Here is a 20098-nt window from a genome sequence, read left to right on the forward strand (position 1 = left end):
GGCCCTCCCCCTCGCGAGCGTCCTCGCGCTGAATGTCGCCTTCGCCTTCTGGCTGATCCCGATGCTGGATGCCTCCTATCTCGCCATGCCCAAATACGGCTCCACCGACATCGCGGCGGTCCGCGGGCTCTGGTCGATCATCGCGGCGCTCGTCCTGTCGTGTCTGGTGCTCGTCGTCCTCCATCGGCAGAGTCTGGGAGAGACACTCGGCGAGACACTCGATGCCGGTGCGGTCGATTCCCTGAAGCCGATCTTCAACACGGCGAGCCTCGTCGGGTTCGGCGCGGTCATCGCGTCCCTGGAGGCGTTTTCATGGGTCCGCGATGGGGTGCTGGCCATGGGCGGCGGCAACCCCCTGATCTCGCTGGCGCTCGGCACCAGCCTGCTGGCCGGCCTGACCGGCTCGGCATCGGGTGGCATGAGCATCGCACTGGCGAGCCTCGGTGACACGTACCGGGAGATGGGACTGGCGGCAGGCGTATCGCCGGACCTCATGCACCGGGTCACCAGTCTTGCCACCGGCAGTCTCGACGCGCTTCCGCACAATGGTGCGGTTGTCACCCTGCTGACCATCTGTGGCCTGACGCATCGTGAGGCCTACGGGGACATCGCCGTGGTTGCGGTGCTCATCCCTGCCATCGCGCTGGTCGCCGTGATCGCCCTCGGGACGCTCTTCGGTAGCTTCTGAGAGGCCGCTCCGCGGAGTTACGGCTCACCCGCCTGCACGAAGGGCGTCGCCGGGACCGGGCGCCATCGTCCGATGCGACGGTCCGCCTTCAGCGCCGACTGGGCGATGCGGCGCACCCGGCGCGCCCGTTGAAGCGCCGCCTCCGTGGCCTCAAGGCTGTCCCGCCCCGCGGCCGCCGCGGTCAGCAGGTGGCTCTTCAACTCCTCATAGGCCTCTTCGACCTCCTGTCCGAGGGTGCCGAGACGCGAAGCCTTGTCGGGGTCGTCCGCGGCGGGCATCGTCAGGGCAGCCGCCGCGGCCTGATGCAGGCGGTGCCATTCCGGAGGCCGGACCGGAACGTCGTCCTCGGCCACGCGACTGGCCTCCACCGCCATCTCCTCCAGATGCTGGATCGCGCGGATCACGTCGATCAGGGTGGCGATGGCGTCACCGCCCAGTGGCGTGCGCTGCAGCCGGGTGATGAAGCTCCGGATGGCGCGGCCAAGGCGCAGCACGCCATGTTCCCGCGCCCTGTCGGGGCGGTGGCCGGCCCCGGCGAGGATGGACTGGCGGGCAAGATCGAAGCTCATGGCCGTCATGCGTTCGAGTTCCAGGACCAGGGCGCGCACCGCCAGCACTGGCGTCTCGACGAGGGTCATGTCGAGGTGACGGGGGCGGCCGATCTCTTCCTCGATACTCACGAACATCCGCTCGAGGCGGGGCATCAGCGAGGGCGCCAGCGGCCACATGAGGACCACGCCGAGAACGTTGAACAGGGTGTGGAAGATGGCGAGCGTCATCACGTCGCCGGCCGCCGGATCGAGCATGCGCGCGAGGATGGTCGCCAGCGGCACGAGAAGGAACAGCAGCAGGAGGGCGACGACCCCGGTGACAAGGTTGAAGGCGATGTGGGCCGCCGCCACCCTCTTCGCCGCCGGCGTCGCCCCCGACGCGACAATCAGGGCGGTCGATGTGGTGCCGACATTGGCGCCGACGATGAAGACGGCGGCCAGATGCAGCGGCAGTCCGCCGCCGGCGCTCGCCGTCAGGGCCACGGCCAGGGCGGCGCTCGACGATTGGGTCAGGATGGTCAGCAGCATGCCCATCCCCAGAAAGGCGACCGTTCCAAGGAACCCGGCCTCTCCAAGCTGAAGTCCGGCGATGGCCGGCACCAGCCCGGCGAATGCATCGCGAAGCACGCCGACACCCAGGAAAAAGGCGCCGAAGCCCGCCAGGGCCTGGCCCGTTCCGGCAAGGCGCGGTCTGGCGCGCCCAAACAGCGATACCAGCATGCCGAGCCCGATGAACGGCAGGGACAGCGCGCCGACGTCGAACTTGATGCCGATGACGGCCACCAGCCACCCGGTCATGGTGGTGCCGACATTGGTTCCAAAGATCACCCACGCCGCCTGGGCGAGCGTCATCAGGCCGGCATTGACGAAGCCGATGGCCGCGACAGTGACGGCGCTGGACGACTGGACGATGCCGGTCAGCACGATGCCGGATGCCAGTCCCCGCAGGCGGGTTCTCGTGCCGGCAGCCAGAATGTCCCTGAGGGCCGTGCCCGCCGCGACCTTCAGGCCTTCGGTCATCAGCGACATGCCGAGCAGGAAGAGGCCGATGCCTCCGAGGACTGTCAGGGCAACCATGAGCAAGGGGGAGCCTCCTCAGTCCTCGGGCCGGCTACGGGGTATCGTTTGCGCCGTGTTGCCACGAACGATGGCAACAGGGCGGGGAGCCCCATGTACACAATCGGACGGGAGACGTCTCTCGCCCCAGGCCGGCGACGAACGGGCTCGGGTGGCGCGCCTGTGAAGGATCGGCGTTGACAGCCGTGAAAGGTGATCAGTCCATCGAACTCGTCTCGCCAATGACAATTGTCCCGTTGAGGCGGAGGTGGGGCGGCCCCGCCGAAGCACATGCGCCCCGTGCCGGCGGCCGAGCCATTCAGAGGCGCAACCATATTCGGAATTCGATCCGCGGTGCCTCAAGGGCCTGCGTGCCTGCCACGCATTTGGCCGGCAACCCAGCGTATTTTCTGGCTATTTCGAATTATCGCGCTATATTCGAAACAGGACGCGCGGCTCAAGATTGCCGGAATATTGTCGGGCTTCAGGTCCGATACCGGCATCTCATTGAAAATTGGCAACATTGGCCCGGCGTCATCTTCGGCGGGCTATGATGGTTCGCCTGGCCGTGCAAGACGCTCGCAGAGGCACGACAGACCCGCTGCGCACTCCAACCCTGAGGAGGCCGGATGGCCCTCGCCTTTCCCAATGCCAGCAGGAGCTTTGATGCGGAGCGGCGCGCGGTCCGCTTCTGGGGGCACGAGTCGCAGTTCGAGTTCACCTTCTACATTGATGTCGACGCGCTCCATCGTCTCAGCCCGCAGAGCACCAACGACGAGGCCTCGCTGCTGCGGGCCTTCGATGCCAACCGCAGCCGCATCGAGACCGCGGCGGGCCATGCTCATTCCCGGGGCCGGCAGAGTTTCTATCACCTGCCGGCATCGGCATTCTGATCGATCGTAAAGGAGGCTGTCATGGCCAGAAGCGACAAGCGCGGCAACCGCGAAGTCAAGAAACCGAAGCAGCCCAAGGCCGCCGCCGCGGCTCCGGCCACGACCAGCTTCGCCGCGGTCCAGAAGAAGATCCTCGACGCGGCCGCCACCCGCAAGAAGTGACTGGCCTGCTTCCATGTTTTCGAAGTGTCTCTTCGGACTGTGGAAGCCGACGTCCCGGCGGCCTAACGCCTCGCGGGCGGGGGTCGCCAACCACCCATTCACAGGCCGGGACGCAGGCGCGACCCGGCCCGACAGACGGAAGCATCCGACGATGGCTTATCGCAAATCCCCGGTCGACCCCAACCGCCGCCAGAGCGGCGGAGGTTTCGACACCCCCGAAAGGCGCAAGCGCGAAACCGCGCAGTTCCTCGAGACGCAGAGGAAGGGCCGCGATTCCGTCATCAGCAACATGATGCGGCTGCGGGCGCTGCGTCTGGCGAAGGAGGAGGCCGAGGCAAAGGCTGCCCCAGCCCCTGCCGCCGCTCCGGCGTCGACCCGGAAGTCCGGCAAGCTGCCAGCCAAGGAGAGCGTGTCCTGACCCGGTCCAGACCTGCCGTTGCGACTGTGTCGACAAGCGGAGAGCCGTCGGCATGCTGATCCGATACGGCTACGACATCACGGTCACGTGCACCGCTCCGACCCCTATGGTCAGTCTGCTGTCGGCCCATGGCGAGCGCGGTCAGGACATCCGCCAGACCGAGCAATGGGTCGCGACGCCGCCGGTTCCCAGCCGTACCTATCTCGATCTCTACGGCAACCTCTGCCGCCGCTTCGTGGCCCCGGCAGGCGACCTGTCCCTGTGGGCCGACGGGACCATCGAGGACAGCGGCGCCCTCGATCCGGTCCTGCCTGGGGCCGCCGAAGTGCCCGTCGCGGCCCTGCCGGACGATTGCCTGATCTACCTGCTCGGGAGCCGCTATTGCGAAACCGACCGGCTCAGCCAGGTCGCCTGGGACCTGTTCGGCCATGTCGCGCCCGGCTGGGGGCGCGTCCAGACCATCTGCGACTTCGTGCACAACCATATCCGGTTTGGGTATCTCGATGCCCGGGCAACACGGACCGCTGCCGAGGCCCATGAGGAGCGGATCGGCGTCTGCCGCGACTACGCGCATCTCGCCGTGGCCTTCTGCCGATGCATGAACATTCCCGCGCGCTACGTGAACGGCTATCTCGGCGATATCGGCGTGCCGATCGTCGACCCCATGGATTTCAGCGCCTGGATCGAGGTCTATCTCGATGGCGGCTGGATGACCTTCGACCCTCGCAACAACACGCCCCGCATCGGCCGGATCGTGGTGGCGCGAGGCCGGGATGCGGCCGACGTGCCGCTCATCAATTCCTTCGGTCCGCATGTGCTGAAGTCGTTCCGCGTCTGGGCCTACGATATCACCCAGATCGATGTCGCCCCGTCTCCGTGAGGATTCGAGCCGAATTTCAGATCAATTTCTGACGGAACCTCGGTATTCGCGGGGTTTAATAGCCTAAATACGTTGGTTTTATTTCGTCGGCAGCCGCTATTGATATCGCGGTGTCTGCACCCATATCCATTCATGATGGGCGGGGTCACTTTTTTGCTGTCATGCGAATGAAAAGCATGTGGCGATGACCGCCTCCTGATCGGAGTGGCGCTGATCGTGCCGGCTCCTCCGTTCCCCGGCCAGCATCCCCTTTGGGGACGCCGCGCCACGGTCCCGAAAGCGGCCGCCCCCGGGGGAACAGGCCTTCCCACATGCGCGTCGAGGCGCAGCGTCACGCCCTCGGCCGATCGACGCCACGGCGCGCCCGCCGAAGGACGACATGGGGAACTGAAAGTCATGGCTGGTCGCAGCACCGAAACGACGGTCACGTTCCATCATCCTTTCTCGCTGTCGGCTGTCGAACGCCCCCTCCCGCCGGGGCGCTATCGCTGCGTCATGGACGAAGAGGAGATCCCCGGCCTGTCCTTTGTCGCGTTCCGGCGCAGCGCGACCGTGCTGCACCTGCCGGCTCTCTCCGTCCGCGGTCAGGGGAGCGAAGTCATTCCCGTTGATCCGGGCGAACTTGACGCCGCGCTGGCGACCGACCGGCGCCTTCGCTGAACGGCCGGTGGCCGCACCGCGACCGCCTCATCAACCCGGAGTGTCCATCATGACGATCGAGCTGGCGTCCCGCACCATCGTCAACAAGCCGTGGGGCCAGGTCGATCCCTCTCCGTGGACCGCGCCCAACGGCGACGGCGCGCCGATCGGCGAGATCTGGTTCGGACGCCAGGGGACGCCCCCGCATCTTCCGTCCCTGTTGCTGAAGCTGCTCTTCACGGCGGAGAGCCTGTCCGTCCAGGTTCATCCGGACGACGCCCAGGCACAGTCGGCGGGAGAGCCGAACGGCAAGTCCGAAGCCTGGTACGTGATCGGATCGGAGCCCGACGCCCGCGTCGCCGTCGGGCTCAAACGCCGCCTCACCGGCGAGCACCTCGCCGCGGCGATCGAGGACGGCAGCATCGCCGACCTGCTGAACTGGCGCCATGCCGTCTCCGGTGAGACGATCTATGTGCCCGCCAGGACCATCCACGCCATCGGCGCCGGTTTCGTCATCGCCGAGATCCAGCAGCGAAGCGATACGACCTACAGGCTCTTCGACCATGGCCGGCCGCGCGAGCTCCATGCCCGGCAGGCCATCGCGGTGGCCGAGACCGGGCCGAGCAGCTTGCAGCCTGCGCCGAGCCGGCTCACCGACGCGCGGCTGCTTCTCGTCGCCAGCCCCCATTTTGTCCTCGAGCGGATCGACCTGCCGGCCCATTCCAACTGGCAGTTCGATGCGGACGGCGAGACATGGCTTCTCGTTCTCGACGGCACGGCGCGTTTCGGAGAGCTGGAGGGCTGCCGGGGGCAGGCCTTCTTTACCCAGGCCGAGCAGACAGTGATCGGCGTCGGCGCCGATCCGCTGGTGCTGCTGGTCGCCTATCCGGGCCCCGACCCTGCATCGAGCCTTCTCTACAACCTCGATGGCCGCAAGCGGCCTGCCTCGCCCGCGGACCACGACTGTCCTCTGACGGCTTCGCTCCCGGCCGGGGGCGTGCTTGAGGCCGTCGCGGACGCAGGCCGATGACCGAGCCGTTCCGCCTTGCCTTCATCGGCAATTCACTCCCGCGCCGCTGCGGGATCGCCACCTTCACGACCGATCTCCAGCAGGCGGTCGCCACCTCGGCTCCGGCGATCGAGACGTCGATCATCGCCATGACCGACCGTGGCCAGTCCTATGACTACCCCGCGACGGTCCGCGCCGAGGTTCGCGACGATTGCCCGGTCGACTATGAACGGGCGGCCGAAATGCTCAACAAATCGCAGGTCCACGTCGTCTCCCTCCAGCACGAGTTCGGCATCTTCGGTGGCGAGGCGGGCGCCGATATCCTGCCGCTCCTGTCCCGGCTCACCATGCCAGTCGTCACCACCCTACACACCGTGCTGGCCGAGCCGACGGCAGCCCAGCGCGATGTGCTCTCGGCGATCGTCGCGGCCTCCGCGAAGGTCGTGGTCATGGCCGAGAAGGGCGTGGAACTCCTGCGCACCGTCTACCGGGTTCCCGCGGACAAGATCGAGATGATCCCGCACGGCATTCCCGATGTTGCCTTCGTCGAGCCCGATGCCGCCAAGGCCAGGCTCGGCTTCGGCGGCCGGTCCGTCATCCTGACCTTCGGCCTTCTGTCCCCCAACAAGGGCATCGAGATCATGATCGATGCCATGCCGTCGATCCTGAAGCGCCGGCCGGATGCGGTCTATGTGGTGCTCGGCGCGACCCATCCGCACCTCGTCCGCGACCACGGTGAGGCCTACCGCACCTCCCTCGTCGATCGCGTCCGCGAGCTCGGCATCGAGGACCACGTGGTCTTTCTCGACCAGTTCGTGGACATGCCGACTCTGCTCGATTTCATTGCGATGAGCGACGTTTACGTCACGCCCTATCTCAACGAGGCCCAGATGACGTCGGGCACGCTCGCCTACAGCTTCGGGCTCGGCAAGGCGGTCGTCTCGACGCCCTACTGGCACGCCCGGGAACTCCTCGCCGACGGCAAGGGGATCCTCGTGTCCTTCGGCGACGCCGGGGCGATCGGAGCCGAGATCGCCGAACTGCTCACCGACGATGACCGGCGTCAGTCCATGCGCCGGCGCGCCTATGCGAGCAGCCGGTCGATGACCTGGGCACGAACCGCCGGTCGTTATCGCGCGACCTTCGAGGCCGCGAGGCTGGCTGTGCCGCTGCGCGTCATCTCCGGTCCCGTCGGCCTCGCGAGCCGCGACAGCGGCGCTCCTCCCGCCATGCGGACCGATCATCTCCTCGCCATGTGCGACGACACCGGCCTGTTCCAGCACGCCATCCATTCCGTGCCGGATCGCGCCCACGGCTATTGCGTCGACGACAACGCGCGGGCGCTGCTCGTCGCCTGTGCGCTCAACGCGCCGGGCGAGACGCCGCTGCCGGATGTGCTGACCTCGCGCTTCGCCGCCTTTATCCAACATGCGTGGAACCCGGACGCCGGGCGCTTTCGCAACTTCATGGGCTTCGATCGCCGATGGCTCGAGGATTGCGGATCCGAGGACAGTCACGGCCGCACCCTCTGGTCTCTGGGAGAGGCCGCGCGCAGCGATGCGAGCGCTCCGCGCCGACGCTGGGCGACGGCGCTCTTCGCAGCCGCCCTGCCGGCCGTGGAACGCTTCACCTCGCCGCGTGCCTGGGCTTTCACGCTCCTCGGCCTCGATGGTTATTGTGACATCGCCCCCAGGGATCAGGATGCGTCGCGCATCCGGCGGGTTCTGGCGGATCGCCTCCTGGCCATCCTCGCCGCCGTCGAGACCGACGACTGGACCTGGTTCGAGGAGGCCCTGTCCTACGACAACGCGCGCCTGCCCCAGGCCCTGATCCTCACCGGCAAGGCGACCGGGACTCCGGCCTATGTACGGGCCGGTCTCAGGTCGCTGCGCTGGCTCATGGCCCGGCAGACGACGGCCGGCGGCCGGTTCAGGCCGGTGGGGTCGGACAGCTTCTGGAACGTGCGGCAGGCTCCGGCCGCCTTTGACCAGCAGCCCCTCGAAGCGGCGGCGACGATCTCCGCCTGTCTGGCGGCAAGCCGCTCGGACGGCAGTCCCGAGTGGCGTGCCGATGCCGCGCGCGCCTTCGCCTGGTTCCTTGGAGCCAATGATCTGAATGTCCCCCTGGTCGACCTCGACACCGGCAGCTGCCGCGACGGCCTGCATCCGGACAGGGCGAACGAGAACCGCGGCGGCGAATCCGTCGTCTCCTATCTCCTCGGCCTGTCCGAGGTCCGTGAGCTCGCTCGGCGGAGCGAGGGGCGCCGGCCCTTTGCCCCGCGTCTCGCCTGACGGCAAGCCCCCTTCCGACCGCCCCAACTGAACCGAGAGCCCCTTGTCTCAATCCACATTCCTCAACCGGCACGCGCTTCACCTGCGTCCGGATCCCTCCCGCGTCGTGGTCAGGTCGTTCAAGCCCGCCACCGAGCCGAGGGACCTCAATCCGACCGACAAGAGCCGCGCCAACCACATCGTGGAGCGGGTGCTGGCCCTCGATCCGGAGACCGCCGAGGGCCTGCTCGCCGACGTGCTCGAGAATTTCCAGGGCCGGCACCGCAACCTGCTGGCGACCTTCGAGGCGCGGGCCGACAGCATGGAGGACGCCCTCGCGTCCCACGCCACCTTCTCGCCCCTACAGCGCCAACTCGTGGGGGCCTATTTCATGAACGAGTACTCGTTCGAGGCGGCGGCGCTGTTCAATCCGAGCATCGTCGCCCATCCGGACCAGTCCACGGCTCCGCCCGGCGGCAATCGCTTCATTCTGTCCCTGCGCGCCATCGGCGAGGGACATGTCTCCTCCCTGACATTCCGGTCCGGCACCATCGCGGCCGACGGCGGCGTCACCATCGACCCGACCGTGCGGCTCGCCTCCCTCCCCAGGATCACCGGCCGGGTCGCGGTCGCGGAGGGCGAGCGGATCGACATTGCGTTTCGCCCTGACGAAGACCTCAGCGAACGGGTGATCTTCCCGATCACCGAGTTCCAGTCGAACGGCATCGAGGACGCCCGCTTCGTCGAGTTCACCGATGAAGGCAAGCGCACCTACTACGCGACATTCACGGCCTATAGCGGCCGGGCGATCCGCTCCGAACTGATCGAAACCAATGACTTTGTCACCTTCCGCATGAGCCCGCTCACGGGCCCCGCCGCGCGCAACAAGGGCATGGCCCTGTTTCCGCGCAGGATCGACGGCCGCTACGCGATGATCGGGCGGCAGGACAACGAGAACCTCTATCTGATCTATTCGGACGACCTCTACGCATGGGGCGGCGGGCAGGCCATCGTGAAGCCGAAGCAGCCCTGGGAGTTCGTCCAGATCGGCAACTGCGGATCGCCGATCGAACTGGACGAGGGCTGGCTGCTGCTGACCCACGGCGTCGGCCCCGTGCGGAAATATTCGATCGGCGCCGTCCTCCTCGACAAGCAGGACCCGTCCCGCGTGCTTGCCCGGTCGGCCGAACCGCTGGTTCGCCCGGACCTGTCGGAGCGGGAAGGTTATGTTCCGAATGTCGTCTATACGTGCGGCGCCATGCGGCACGCGGACCGGATCATCCTGCCCTACGCGGTCTCGGACACCTTCTCGAAGCTGGCGACCATCGACATCTCGGCGCTCCTGAGCACCCTCAAGGGGTGAGCGGGGAAGCTGCCGGACGCAGCTTATCGACGAGGGCCGCCAGCCCAGTCCACCGTCGCCCGGCTCGACACGGTGAAACTGCTCCTCAAGGGCGGAATCCAGGCCGTCAGGCGGCCTGTGCAAACGCGTTTTCGATGCCCGGCGGAAGAGCCTTCAAAGGCGTGTCGAACTCAAGCCCGGTTCCCGCCTCGTTGACCCAGACCACTCGCCCGGGGCTCCTGGCTCCATCCATCGTCAGCACGACGCGGGATCCGAGCGCCGCACCCAGCGGGTTGACGATGCGCGCGCCCTCGGCGCTGATGTCGACCACCTCGACCGGAATGTTCCGCCCCTCGACCTCGATCGTCCCGGATGCGGCGAGGTTGACCCGGTTGGTCCTGCGGCGCTCATCGAGATCGGCGCTGATGCTGTCGAGGAAGCCCGCGACGGAACTCGTCAGGGCCTGGGAGGCATCACCCAGCATCTGGGCCGTGTCCATGACACGCGAGGCTTCTCCGGTGGTGTCGGACGCCGACGCCGCCACCCCTTCGACATTCGCCGAGACGATCTGGCTGCCATCGGCGGCGCGCGACACGTTCTCCGCGATCTCGCGGGTCGCGGCATCCTGCTGCTCCACGGCGGCGGCGATGGCGGCATTCAGCGACGAGATGTCGGTGATGCGCCTGGCGATGGCCCCGATGGAGCTGACGGCGGTATCCGTCGACGACTGGATGGCAAAAATCTGCGCCGCAATCTCGTCGGTCGCCCGCGCCGTCTGGGTGGCGAGGTTCTTGACCTCGCTGGCCACCACCGCGAAGCCGCGGCCCGCGTCACCCGCCCGCGCTGCCTCGATGGTGGCGTTGAGCGCCAGCAGGTTTGTCTGGTCGGCGATGCTGCGAATGAGCTCGACGACGCGGCCGATGCTCTTGGCCCCTTCCGCCAGTGCGGTGACATCGTCGTTGGTGGCCAGGGCCTGCTCGCGGACCTCGCTGACGATGGCGCTCGCCTGATGCGCCTGACCGGCGATCGCCCGGATCGAGGCACCGAGCTCCTCGGACGCCGAGGCGATGGTCTGGGTGTTGCTGTTGGACTCCGTCGATGCGGAGCGGGCCAGTGTCGCCTGGTCGAGGGTGGTCGATGCAACGCGCGACAGAACCGATGCTGCCGATCGCATCGACGAGGTGCCGTTCGTCAGATTCTCGATGACCTCGGAAACCTCGCCTTTGAACTGCGCGACCAGCATCTCCATGCTGGTCCGCCGGGCGACGTCCCGTTCGCGCTGGCGACGCGCCTGCGCTTCGAGACGCTCCCGCTTGATGGCATTGTCACGGAACACGCCGACAGCGCGCGACATCAGGCCGATTTCGTCGCCGCGCTCGAGCCCGCTCAGCGGGATGTCGTGCTTGCCGCGGGCCAGTTCGCCCATGTCCGAGACCAGTGCCACGATCGGGCGGGTGAGGGTCTGGGCGACGAGATAGCCGAGCACGCCGACGGCCAGCAGAACGAGGAGGGAGATGATGATGAGATTTCGCCGTATCGCATAGACCGGCGCGAGCGCCTCGCTCTCGGCCTGGGTGGCTGTGACGGCCCAGCGTAGGTCACCGAAGGTGAAGGGAATGGCCGAAACCAGGCTCGGGGCATCACGGTAGCTGAACGCGCCGATCTCGGCCTGCCCGCGCAGGGCCGCCGCGATCACCGGACCATCGAGGCCGGTCTTCAGGATGTCGGTGGCGCCCGTCGCCGTGAAGCGGGAGTTCGAACGCATCATGCCGTCCTGGCCGACAATGACGGCGTCGCCGGTGGCCCCGAGGCCATGAGGTGCGTTCATCACGGCGTTGATGCGGTCGACCGGCATCTGGAAGGCGAAGACGCCGATGGTCTTGCCGGCCTCGTCGGTGATCGGCGTCGAGATGAAGGCCGCAGGAGCGTTCTCGGAGGGTGCATAGGCTCGGAAATCGGTCAGGCTGACCGTACCGCGAGCCGCGGCAAGACCCTTGCGGAAGACGACACCGAGGTCGCTGTCGCGCCATTGCCCGGAGACGAGGTTGGTCGCGTAGTCCCGCTCCTTGAACACCGTATAGATCAGGTTGCCGGCCGTATCGAAGACGAAGACGTCGTAGTAGCCGCGCTCGCGCTGAAGACGGTGAAACCAGGGGTGAAGGCGGGCGTGATGTCGTGAATAGGCCGAGCCGTCGCCGGCATCGCCGAGTTCGTCCTTCTTGCCGGTCGGGTGCGGATTATTGTCGATGTAGAGTTGCTGGAGCGTGCCTTCGGCCGTCCCGCCGAGGTCGCGCCAGGCCGCCGAGAAGCTCTGAACGGCATCGCGCGCCATGGCGCTGCCAGCCACCAGGAGGGTGTCCTCGCGAATGGCGTTGAAATAGCTTTCGAGCGCCTTCTGGCGCTCGGTCGCGACCGCCGTCAGCGACTGCTGGATCATCGAGAGCGCATTGGTGCGCGCCGCAATAAAGGACGAAATCCCGAGAACCGCCGCCGTTGTCATGGCGGCCCCGACGACGAGCGCGGGAATCTTGATGCTCATGCGAACGCGGTCGAGAAGCATCGGGCAGCCTCGGATCTGTCAAACGGCATGAAAACGATATGACAGGTCCTATAATACATCGTTAACAGCTTGATATTCCGATGCAATCTCCAGATTGTCACATGATCTGACCGGTGGCTCCGGTGGTCGCGCAAGCAATTGAACGCAATCCGTTCAATGGCTTCCGCTTGGGAAGCCAAGATCGGGCGCGATGGGAAGCGGGCCTCAGGTCCGCTTCCAGCCGCAGACTGACGAGTGCCGGTCATTCGACGGACGTACCCGGCAAGACCCGGCTTCCGCGCGCGCACTCAGTGACAAGGCGGGCGCGTCATCACGGCGGGTTCAGCGCCGCAGGCCGTAGAGGAAGCCGATGGCGGCGGCGACGGCGAGCGCCTGGAAGGGCCGGGACGCGATCTCGTCGCGCAGCATCCTCTGCAGTTCGCCTGCGCGGGTGGCCATCACCTCGGTATCAACGCCGGCCGCCTTAAGTTGGGTCTGGGCGGCGCTGGCGAAATCCGAGACGCTCGCGCCGGAATGGGTGGTCTGGGCTTCAGCCATGGTGGCCTCCTGATGTTGCACTGGCGGGGCAACGTTCGGAGGCCACGATCGTTCCCGGATGGCCGTCGCCGGTTCAGCTGGCGGTGACGTGGTTGGCCGGCACGGCGCCGCCGTTCCACTGGCCGTCGAGCGCCCGCTCCACCTGCGCCGCCAGTTGCAGCAGCAGCCCGTCACCGGCCTGGCGCGTCTGCATCTGGATGCCCATGGGCAGGCCGTTCGACAGCCGGCCGAGCGGGATGGAGAGCCCGGGAATGCCGCACAGATTGGAGAGCGGCGTATAGGCGAAGATGGCCCAGAGATTGGCGAACCAGTCCTGGACCGAGGGATTGTCGCTGACCGTCAGGTACTCGCGCGTCCCGATCCGCGGCGTCGGCTTCGCGATGGTCGGCGTGAGGATGATGTCCCAGTCCTCGAAGAAGGCGCCGAAGCCGCGAGAGGCCGTGTTGAAGGCGAGTTGCATGCGGGTGCGCTCCGAATAGGTTGCGTCGATGCCGGCGGCCCAGACGCGGACGTTCATCGGCTCGACCCTGTCCTCCGGCGGCCGCGTCATGCCGCGCGGCTCCAGCAGCAGCGCGATGGTCTGCGCGAAATTGGTAATGTAGCAGGTGGTCTGCGCTTGGAAGGCCGCGGCGAAGTCGATGGCCGGCAGCGCCCAGTCGACGTGATGGCCGAGGCCTTCGAGGAACCGGCCCGCCCTCTCGAGCTCCGCGACGATCTCCGGGGTCGCCTTGTAAGGCCCCCACGCGTGCGAGATCGCGATGCGCAGGCGTCCGGGGTCGCGGCGGATCAGGTCGCTGTAGGGCTCCTCGGCCTTCCAGTAGGGCATGAACTCGCCGGCAGCCCCGCCGCGGCAATGGTCGACGAAGGCGGCGGTGTCGCGGACGGTGCGGCTGAGGCAGCCCTGCGAGGACACGACACTGGTGAAGTCCGATCCGCCGGGTGCGATGGAGAAGACGCCTCGCGACGGTTTCAGGCCGACGAGGCCGTTGACGCCGGCCGGAATGCGGATGGAGCCGCCGCCGTCGGTCCCGTGCGAGATCGGTGTCGCCCCCGCGGCCACCATGGCGGCCGAGCCGGCGGACGAGCCGCAGGTCGTATAGTCGAGGTTCCACGGATTGCGGGTGACGCAAAGGGTGTTCTCGGCCGAGCTGCAGAGGCCGAATTCCGGCGTGGTCGAGCGGCCGATGATGTTGAGACCGGCCTGGCGGATCTTGCCCGTCAGATGGCTGTCGGCGATCGCGACATTCCCCTGCATCAGCAGCGAACCCATCTCCTGCAGGCGTCCCTTCAGGCTGGGGCCGAGGTCCTTCATCAGATAGGGAACGCCGGCGAAGACGCCGTCGGGGTTCATGCCGTCCTTCAGGGGATCGGCGACGACGTCGTCGAAGACCTCCACCACCGCGTCGAGGGTCGGGTTGAGGCGGGCGATGGCGGCGGCGGACTGTGCGGCGATCTCGGCGGCGGTCACGTCGCCTGACCGCACCCGGTCGGCCAGTGCGGTCGCGTCGTGGGCGGCCCATTCGCTCCAGCTCATCGCCAGTGTCATGTCATTCTGCCTTTCCGCGGCTCTGTTCGAAGGCCATGGATCGGCGCTTCGGCGCGTCAAGACTACCGCGCCTTCCGCATGGCGGCGATGCGTCGCCGCGTGGCCCTAGCGCAGCGTCGGGTCCAGCCGGTCGCGCAGCCAGTCGCCGAGGATCGAGACGGCCAGCGTCGTCACCACGATGGTCGCGGCCGGGGCCAGCATGATCCACGGCGCACGGGTGATGTACTCGCGCCCGTAGCCGACCATGTTGCCGAGGCTGGTCATGGGCGGCTGGACGCCGAGGCCGAGGAAGGACAGGCCGCTCTCCAGCAGGATGACCTCGGGAAAGACCAGCGTCATCGAGACGATCAGCGTCGAGGCGATGTTCGGCAGGATGTGCTTGAGATAGACCCGCGTCGGCGAGGCGCCGAGCTGGGTGACCGCCGAGGCATAGCCCTGCGCGCTGGCGGAGATCGCAAGCCCGCGCGAGATGCGCGCATAGCGCTCCCAGCCGAAGAAGCCCATGAGGCCGATCAGCAGCGGCAGCGAACTGCCGAAGAAGGCGAGCACGGCAAGCGCCATGATGAGGAAGGGCATGCTCGCCTGGAAATCGGCGAGCATCAGCACGACCTGCTCGACAAAACCGCGGAAATAGGCCGCGAGGAAACCGAGCGTCGTCCCCAGCACCGCCGACATCAGGCTGGCGCCGAAGGCGATCAGCAGCGAGATGCGGATGGAGACGATGAGGCGCGACAGCACGTCGCGTCCGAGTTCGTCGGTGCCGAGCCAGTGCAGCGGGTGGCCGGGGGCGGCGAGCCGGTTGCGCAGGTTCGGCGCGGTGTAGGAATAGGGCGTGATCAGGTCGGCGGCGAGCGCCACCACGATCATGCCGACGAGCCAGACGAGGGCCAGCCAGACCAGCGGCGGAATGCCGGCAAACCCCGACAGCCAGCCGGCGCGCTGTTCGGCGCCGTCCTGCAGCGTCTGGTCGGTCATGATCCGCTCCTTGCGCCGGAATGCCTGAGGCGGGGGTCGAGGAAGCCGTAGAGAAAATCGACGATCAGGTTGGACGTGACCATCGTCGCGGCCACCAGCAGCAGGATGCACTGGACGACGGCGAGGTCGCGGTTGGCGACGGCGACCACGAGAAGCCGGCCGACGCCGGGCCAGGAGAAGACGCTCTCCACCACCACGGCCCCGGCGATCAGCGAGCCGACCATGAAGCCGATGATGGTGACGGTCGGGATGGTGGCGTTGGGAAGCGCGTGGCCGATAACGACGCGCCGCCACGGCACGCCCTTGGCGCTGGCGGTGCGCACATAGGGCTGGCCAAGCACTTCCAGCATGGCGCTGCGGGTGAAGCGGGCCAGCACGGCCGCGCCGCCGATGCCGAGCGTGATGACGGGAAGGATGGCGTGACGCCAGCTGTCCTGCCCGCCCGAGGGCAGCCAGCCGAGTTGCACCGCAAAGATCAGGACCAGCACGAGACCGAGAACGAAGCTCGGCACGGTGAAGCCTGCCACCGACAACAGCATGACGAGCCGGTCGGCGAGGCTGCCGCGGTTCAGGGCCGCGAAGATTCCGGCGGGAATGCCGATGCCCAGCTTGAGGGCGAGGGCGGGCAGGGTCAGCGTCAGGGTTGCGGGAATGCGCTCGGCGACGAGGTCGATCGCCGCACGGCCGTCGCGCATGGACCGGCCGAGTTCGCCCTGGGCGATGGCGCCGAAATAGCTGAAGTACTGGCGCCAGAGCGGTTCATCGAGACCCCAGGCCTTGCGGAAGGCGGCGATGGCCTCCGGCGCCGATTCGGGTCCGAGGATGATGAGGGCCGGGTCGCCGGACAGCCGCAGCACGATGAAGGCGAAGGTCACCACCAGCGCGATGGTGATGAAGGCGCGCAGGAGGCGCAGGGCGAAGAAGCGCAGCATCAGGCGGCCTCGCGGGACTGGTCGGCGGCATCGCCCGCAAGGTGGCAGGCGACGCGCCGTCCGCCTGCCATGGTGCGCAGCGCCGGGCTCTCGGCGCGGCAGCGTGCAACGGCGAGCGGGCAGCGGGGGTGGAAGGCGCAGCCCGACGGCCGGTTGGCCGGATTGGGCGGTTCGCCGGTGAGCACGATGCGTTCGTCCTTGGCGCCTGGCGCCGGCGCGGCGGAGACGAGGGCGCGGGTGTAGGGGTGCCGGGGCTCGGCGAAGAGGTCGTCGGCATCGCCCTCCTCGACGAAGCGGCCGAGATACATGACCGCGACGCGCCGGCTGACCTGCCGCACGACCCTGAGGTCGTGGCTGATGAACAGCATGGCGAGGCGGAATTCCTCCTGCAGGTCGATCAGAAGATTGACCACCTGCGCCTGGATCGAGACGTCGAGGGCCGAAACCGGCTCGTCGCAGACGAGGAAGGCCGGCTCGGTCATCAGGGCGCGCGCCAGCACCACGCGCTGGCGCTGGCCCCCGGACAGTTCGTGCGGATAGCGGCCGGCGAGATGGCGTGACAGCCCGACCCGGCCGAGCATGGCAAGGGCCGCCTCGCCCCGCTCCGCCGCGGCCCCGCGCTGATGAATATCGGCCGGCTCGCGCACCTGGTCGAGAATGGTGAGCCGGCGGTCGAGCGCGCCGAGCGGATCCTGGTAGATCATCTGCATGCGGGCGCGCGAGCGGCGCCATTCCGCCGTGAAGGGTTCCGGCATTGGGGCGCCGTCGAAGTGGACGGTGCCTTCGTCCGGCCGCTCGAGGCCGAGGACCATGCGGCCGAGGGTCGACTTGCCCGATCCCGATTCACCGACAATCCCGAGCGTCTCGCCCGCGGCGACGCGCAGGCTGACCCCGTCGACCGCGCGCACGGCGACCGAAGAGCCGAACAGGCCGCGACGCAGGTGATAGGTGCGGGCGAGGTTCTTCGCCGTCACGAGAGAGGGGATCATGCCGACATGGCCTCCGGACGGAGCGCGGCGGGCGTCTTAGGCATGGCGGCCTGCAGCGGTTCGCGAGCGTCAGGCGTCGTCGCTTCGCCCGCGCGCAGGCAGGCGGCGCGGTGCCCCTGGCCCATCGCGGTCAGGCGCGGGTCGCTCTCGCCGCAGGCCGGTCGGGCGATGGCGCAGCGCGGCGCGAAAGCGCAGCCGGACGGCAGATGGCGCGGATCGGGCACCACGCCGGGGATCGAGGTCAGGCGGCGTCGCGGCCCGGCAAGCGGCGGCAGCGAGCCGATCAGGCCCTGCGCATAGGGGTGGCGGGCCTCGTCGAAGAGGGCGGCCGCGCCGGCCTCCTCGACGATGCGTCCGGCATACATGACGGCGACGCGGTCGCAGGTCTCGGCGATCACCCCGAGATCATGGCTGATGAGCACCAGCGCCATGTTGAACTCGCGCCGCACGGTGCGCAAAAGCTCGAGGATCTGCGCCTGGATCGTGACGTCGAGGGCCGTTGTCGGCTCGTCGGCCACCAGCAGGTCGGGGCGGCCGGCGAGCGCCATGGCGATCATGACGCGTTGGTTCTGGCCGCCGGAGAACTCGTGCGGATAGGCATCGAGCCGGCGGGCGGCGTCGGGAATGCCGACGAGTTCGACGAGACGCTTCGCTTCGGCCCTCAGGCCCGCGCCGGAGAGGTTGGTGTGCAGGGCGAGCGCCTCTCCGATCTGTCGGCCGACGGTCAGCACCGGGTTCAGGGCGCTCGCCGGGTCCTGGAAGATCATGGCGATGCGGCCGCCGCGCACCTCGTCGAGGGAGGTGGGCGGGGCGCCGATCAGTTCCATGCCGTCGAGCGTCACGCTGCCGGTGATCCGCGCCTTGACCGGCAGCAGGCTGAGCGCTGCGAGCCAGGTGACCGATTTGCCGGACCCGGATTCGCCGACGAGGCCGAGGGCCTCGCCGCGCCCGACGTGCAGGTCGATGCCGCGCAGGGCCGGCACGCCGGAGAACGCGACGTTCAGGTTCTCGATACGCACGAGAGGCGTGTCGGAGGCGTGGGGTGTGTCGGACGCCATCGGCCGTCAGCCCATGTTCGCCGGGCGGAAGTCCATGTGCTCAATCGGATAGGGATGCCAGGGCACGTCCTTCCGCTTGCCGTAGAACATGGTCAGGTCATGCAGCACCGTTCCGGCCGGGTCCTCTGTATCGAAGATTTCCAGCATGCGGCGGAACGCGGCCTTGCGCTCCGCCGTGTCGAGGCTGGAGGTGAGGACCGCTGCCTTCTCGTTGAACTCGGCGTTCGTCCATTCCTTGTAGACCCGCTGCGTCGGGCCGTTGGGGCCGAAAAGGCGGACCAGCACGCCCGCCGGGTCGTTCCAGAAGATGGTGTTGGACCAGTCCCGGATGCCGCGGCCTTCCGGCGGGTTGACCACGGCGCCGACGTTCTCGCGCACCTGGAGATCGATGTTGAGACCGACCTGACGCCACATCTCGACCAGGATCTGCGCCGTCTGGAGCTGCAGCGTGTAGTAGTTGGGCAAGATGCGGTAGGGGATCGGCTGGCCGGCATAGCCGGCCGCCTTGACCAGGGCGCGGGCCTTGTCGGGGTCGAAGCCGGGGGCCGGATAGTCGGGCATGTAGAGGTCGCCATAGGCCGGGTTCTGGTGTCCGGGAGGAACGGTCGTGCGGCCGCCGTAGAGCGCATCGACGATCGCCTTGCGGTCGATGGCGAGGCCAAGGGCGCGGCGGATGCGGACATCCGCCAGAACCGGATGGTTCTTGTCGAAGACAAGGACGCGGATGTTCTGGATCGGGCCTCCGGCGATCTCCCGGCCGGCCATCGCCTCCACCGTGCGGAAATGGTCCGGGGACAGCTCGGTGATGATGTCGGCCTCGCCGGTGGACAGGGCGTTGAGCCGGCTCGACAGCTCCGGAACGATCCGGAAAACGAGTTCGCGCACGGTCGGTGCGCCGCCGAAATAGGCGTCGTGGGCCTTGAGCGTCAGGTGCTGGTCGATCTTGAACTCCGCCACCGCGAAGGGTCCCGTTCCGACCGGCGCCTTCTCCCAGGCATCGAAGGAGCCCGCGGCGAGGAAGGCGCGCCTGGAGATGATCTGCGAGCCCCAGCCGGCGAGCCGCTGCTCGATGAGCGGGTCGGGCGCGCGGGTGACGACGCGCACCTTGAGCGGTCCGATAGCCTCGACTCGCTCGATCGTGCCGAGGAAGGGCCGGCTCAGCGCGTGACCGGGCGCCTTGGGGTCTGCGACGCGCTCGGGGCCGAAGGTGAAGGCGACGTCCTCTGCGGTGAGGATGTCGCCGTTGTGGAATCGGACGCCTTCGCGCAGGTCGAGTTCCAGCACGCGCGGCTCGGTGCGGCGCCAGGCGGTGGCGAGCCCCGGCTTCAGCTTCGCATTGTCGCGATAGTCAACGGCGATCAGCGTGTCGAAGATGTTGTAGGCGGTGCGGAACAGGACGTTAGAGACCTCGCGCACCGGCTCGAGCGAGCGCGGGCTGACCGGCATCGCAACCGTGACGCGGCGACCGGCGCCCTGCGCCAGGGCGGTTCCGGGTAGCCCCAGGGACGCCGTGGCGAGGGCCGCGCCGGATGCCTTGAGAAGGGTTCGGCGGGAGGTTGTGGAACGGGCCTCGGTCATCGGATGTCTTGCTCC

General features: G+C 68.0%; 17 protein-coding genes and 1 pseudogene. 9 read left to right on the forward strand and 9 right to left on the reverse strand.

All coding sequences use genetic code 11. From position 1 onward, the window contains the following. A pseudogene (locus tag ACJ4V0_RS00005) lies at positions 1 to 688 on the forward strand (GntP family permease); the annotation flags it as partial. A 17-nt stretch (positions 689 to 705) separates the two neighbouring features. Here the strand turns inward: ACJ4V0_RS00005 and ACJ4V0_RS00010 are convergent. Next, positions 706 to 2316, reverse strand: coding sequence for a Na/Pi cotransporter family protein (locus tag ACJ4V0_RS00010; protein ID WP_448297957.1), 1611 nt, complete (start codon positions 2314 to 2316; stop codon positions 706 to 708). Between the two features lie 608 nt (positions 2317 to 2924). Between ACJ4V0_RS00010 and ACJ4V0_RS00015 the strand changes: the two genes are divergently transcribed. From ACJ4V0_RS00015 to ACJ4V0_RS00050, 8 genes are all read left to right on the forward strand, one after another. Continuing rightward, the gene (locus ACJ4V0_RS00015; RefSeq protein ID WP_448297487.1) at positions 2925 to 3188 is read left to right on the forward strand and encodes a DUF1488 family protein; all 264 of its coding nucleotides are present in this window, start codon (positions 2925 to 2927) and stop codon (positions 3186 to 3188) included. A gap of 21 nt (positions 3189 to 3209) precedes the next feature. Further along, a complete protein-coding gene (locus tag ACJ4V0_RS00020) occupies positions 3210 to 3350 on the forward strand; it encodes a hypothetical protein (protein ID WP_448297488.1) in 141 nt (46 codons plus the stop codon). A gap of 151 nt (positions 3351 to 3501) precedes the next feature. Then, a complete protein-coding gene (locus ACJ4V0_RS00025; protein WP_448297489.1) occupies positions 3502 to 3768 on the forward strand; it encodes a hypothetical protein in 267 nt (88 codons plus the stop codon). Positions 3769 to 3820: 52 nt separating this feature from the next. Then, on the forward strand, positions 3821 to 4648 hold the full coding sequence (locus tag ACJ4V0_RS00030) for a transglutaminase-like domain-containing protein (RefSeq protein WP_448297490.1): 828 nt from the start codon (positions 3821 to 3823) through the stop codon (positions 4646 to 4648). A gap of 396 nt (positions 4649 to 5044) precedes the next feature. Further along, positions 5045 to 5308, forward strand: coding sequence for a hypothetical protein (locus ACJ4V0_RS00035; RefSeq protein WP_448297491.1), 264 nt, complete (start codon positions 5045 to 5047; stop codon positions 5306 to 5308). A gap of 49 nt (positions 5309 to 5357) precedes the next feature. Next, complete coding sequence (locus ACJ4V0_RS00040; RefSeq protein ID WP_448297492.1) at positions 5358 to 6317, forward strand: class I mannose-6-phosphate isomerase; 960 nt, start codon at positions 5358 to 5360, stop codon at positions 6315 to 6317. Continuing rightward, positions 6314 to 8587: a glycosyltransferase family 4 protein gene (locus ACJ4V0_RS00045; protein ID WP_448297493.1), complete on the forward strand. Its 2274-nt coding sequence runs from the start codon at positions 6314 to 6316 to the stop codon at positions 8585 to 8587. Before ACJ4V0_RS00040 ends, ACJ4V0_RS00045 begins: the two co-directional genes overlap by 4 nt. Before the next feature lie 43 nt (positions 8588 to 8630). Continuing rightward, positions 8631 to 9929 carry a glycoside hydrolase family 130 protein gene (locus tag ACJ4V0_RS00050; protein WP_448297494.1) on the forward strand — a complete coding sequence of 433 codons (1299 nt, stop codon included), beginning with the start codon at positions 8631 to 8633 and terminating at the stop codon, positions 9927 to 9929. A gap of 106 nt (positions 9930 to 10035) precedes the next feature. Here ACJ4V0_RS00050 and ACJ4V0_RS00055 read toward each other — a convergent pair whose 3' ends face one another. The 8 genes from ACJ4V0_RS00055 to ACJ4V0_RS00090 all read right to left on the reverse strand — a co-directional run bounded on the left by ACJ4V0_RS00055 (position 10036) and on the right by ACJ4V0_RS00090 (position 20083). After that, on the reverse strand, positions 10036 to 12447 hold the full coding sequence (locus tag ACJ4V0_RS00055) for a methyl-accepting chemotaxis protein (protein WP_448297495.1): 2412 nt from the start codon (positions 12445 to 12447) through the stop codon (positions 10036 to 10038). A gap of 342 nt (positions 12448 to 12789) precedes the next feature. Continuing rightward, on the reverse strand, positions 12790 to 13005 hold the full coding sequence (locus ACJ4V0_RS00060) for a hypothetical protein (protein WP_448297496.1): 216 nt from the start codon (positions 13003 to 13005) through the stop codon (positions 12790 to 12792). Positions 13006 to 13078: 73 nt separating this feature from the next. Then, positions 13079 to 14551 (reverse strand): amidase, encoded by a 1473-nt coding sequence (locus tag ACJ4V0_RS00065; protein WP_448297497.1) that lies wholly within the window; start codon positions 14549 to 14551, stop codon positions 13079 to 13081. A gap of 105 nt (positions 14552 to 14656) precedes the next feature. Next, the gene (locus ACJ4V0_RS00070) at positions 14657 to 15526 is read right to left on the reverse strand and encodes an ABC transporter permease (protein ID WP_448297498.1); all 870 of its coding nucleotides are present in this window, start codon (positions 15524 to 15526) and stop codon (positions 14657 to 14659) included. Next, positions 15523 to 16458 carry an ABC transporter permease gene (locus ACJ4V0_RS00075; protein ID WP_448297499.1) on the reverse strand — a complete coding sequence of 312 codons (936 nt, stop codon included), beginning with the start codon at positions 16456 to 16458 and terminating at the stop codon, positions 15523 to 15525. Before ACJ4V0_RS00075 ends, ACJ4V0_RS00070 begins: the two co-directional genes overlap by 4 nt. Beyond that, complete coding sequence (locus tag ACJ4V0_RS00080) at positions 16458 to 17447, reverse strand: ABC transporter ATP-binding protein (RefSeq protein ID WP_448297500.1); 990 nt, start codon at positions 17445 to 17447, stop codon at positions 16458 to 16460. The genes ACJ4V0_RS00075 and ACJ4V0_RS00080 overlap by 1 nt, the downstream gene beginning before the upstream one ends. Next, a complete protein-coding gene (locus ACJ4V0_RS00085; protein WP_448297501.1) occupies positions 17444 to 18505 on the reverse strand; it encodes an ABC transporter ATP-binding protein in 1062 nt (353 codons plus the stop codon). Before ACJ4V0_RS00085 ends, ACJ4V0_RS00080 begins: the two co-directional genes overlap by 4 nt. Positions 18506 to 18511: 6 nt before the next feature. After that, on the reverse strand, positions 18512 to 20083 hold the full coding sequence (locus ACJ4V0_RS00090) for an ABC transporter substrate-binding protein (RefSeq protein ID WP_448297502.1): 1572 nt from the start codon (positions 20081 to 20083) through the stop codon (positions 18512 to 18514). Between the last annotated feature and the right edge of the window lie 15 nt (positions 20084 to 20098).

The sequence above is a fragment of the Phreatobacter aquiterrae genome, assembly GCF_053471285.1.

Bases quoted from the DNA above. Each gene is read 5' to 3' on its own strand.
- ACJ4V0_RS00070 (WP_448297498.1), bottom strand. From the start codon at position 15,526: ATGACCGACCAGACGCTGCAGGACGGCGCCGAACAGCGCGCCGGCTGG.
- ACJ4V0_RS00020 (WP_448297488.1), top strand. From the start codon at position 3,210: ATGGCCAGAAGCGACAAGCGCGGCAACCGCGAAGTCAAGAAACCGAAG.
- ACJ4V0_RS00055 (WP_448297495.1), bottom strand. From the start codon at position 12,447: ATGAGCATCAAGATTCCCGCGCTCGTCGTCGGGGCCGCCATGACAACG.
- ACJ4V0_RS00060 (WP_448297496.1), bottom strand. From the start codon at position 13,005: ATGGCTGAAGCCCAGACCACCCATTCCGGCGCGAGCGTCTCGGATTTC.
- ACJ4V0_RS00040 (WP_448297492.1), top strand. From the start codon at position 5,358: ATGACGATCGAGCTGGCGTCCCGCACCATCGTCAACAAGCCGTGGGGC.
- ACJ4V0_RS00065 (WP_448297497.1), bottom strand. From the start codon at position 14,551: ATGACACTGGCGATGAGCTGGAGCGAATGGGCCGCCCACGACGCGACC.
- ACJ4V0_RS00030 (WP_448297490.1), top strand. From the start codon at position 3,821: ATGCTGATCCGATACGGCTACGACATCACGGTCACGTGCACCGCTCCG.
- ACJ4V0_RS00025 (WP_448297489.1), top strand. From the start codon at position 3,502: ATGGCTTATCGCAAATCCCCGGTCGACCCCAACCGCCGCCAGAGCGGC.
- ACJ4V0_RS00075 (WP_448297499.1), bottom strand. From the start codon at position 16,458: ATGCTGCGCTTCTTCGCCCTGCGCCTCCTGCGCGCCTTCATCACCATC.
- ACJ4V0_RS00080 (WP_448297500.1), bottom strand. From the start codon at position 17,447: ATGATCCCCTCTCTCGTGACGGCGAAGAACCTCGCCCGCACCTATCAC.
- ACJ4V0_RS00035 (WP_448297491.1), top strand. From the start codon at position 5,045: ATGGCTGGTCGCAGCACCGAAACGACGGTCACGTTCCATCATCCTTTC.
- ACJ4V0_RS00085 (WP_448297501.1), bottom strand. From the start codon at position 18,505: ATGGCGTCCGACACACCCCACGCCTCCGACACGCCTCTCGTGCGTATC.
- ACJ4V0_RS00010 (WP_448297957.1), bottom strand. From the start codon at position 2,316: ATGGTTGCCCTGACAGTCCTCGGAGGCATCGGCCTCTTCCTGCTCGGC.
- ACJ4V0_RS00045 (WP_448297493.1), top strand. From the start codon at position 6,314: ATGACCGAGCCGTTCCGCCTTGCCTTCATCGGCAATTCACTCCCGCGC.
- ACJ4V0_RS00015 (WP_448297487.1), top strand. From the start codon at position 2,925: ATGGCCCTCGCCTTTCCCAATGCCAGCAGGAGCTTTGATGCGGAGCGG.
- ACJ4V0_RS00090 (WP_448297502.1), bottom strand. From the start codon at position 20,083: ATGACCGAGGCCCGTTCCACAACCTCCCGCCGAACCCTTCTCAAGGCA.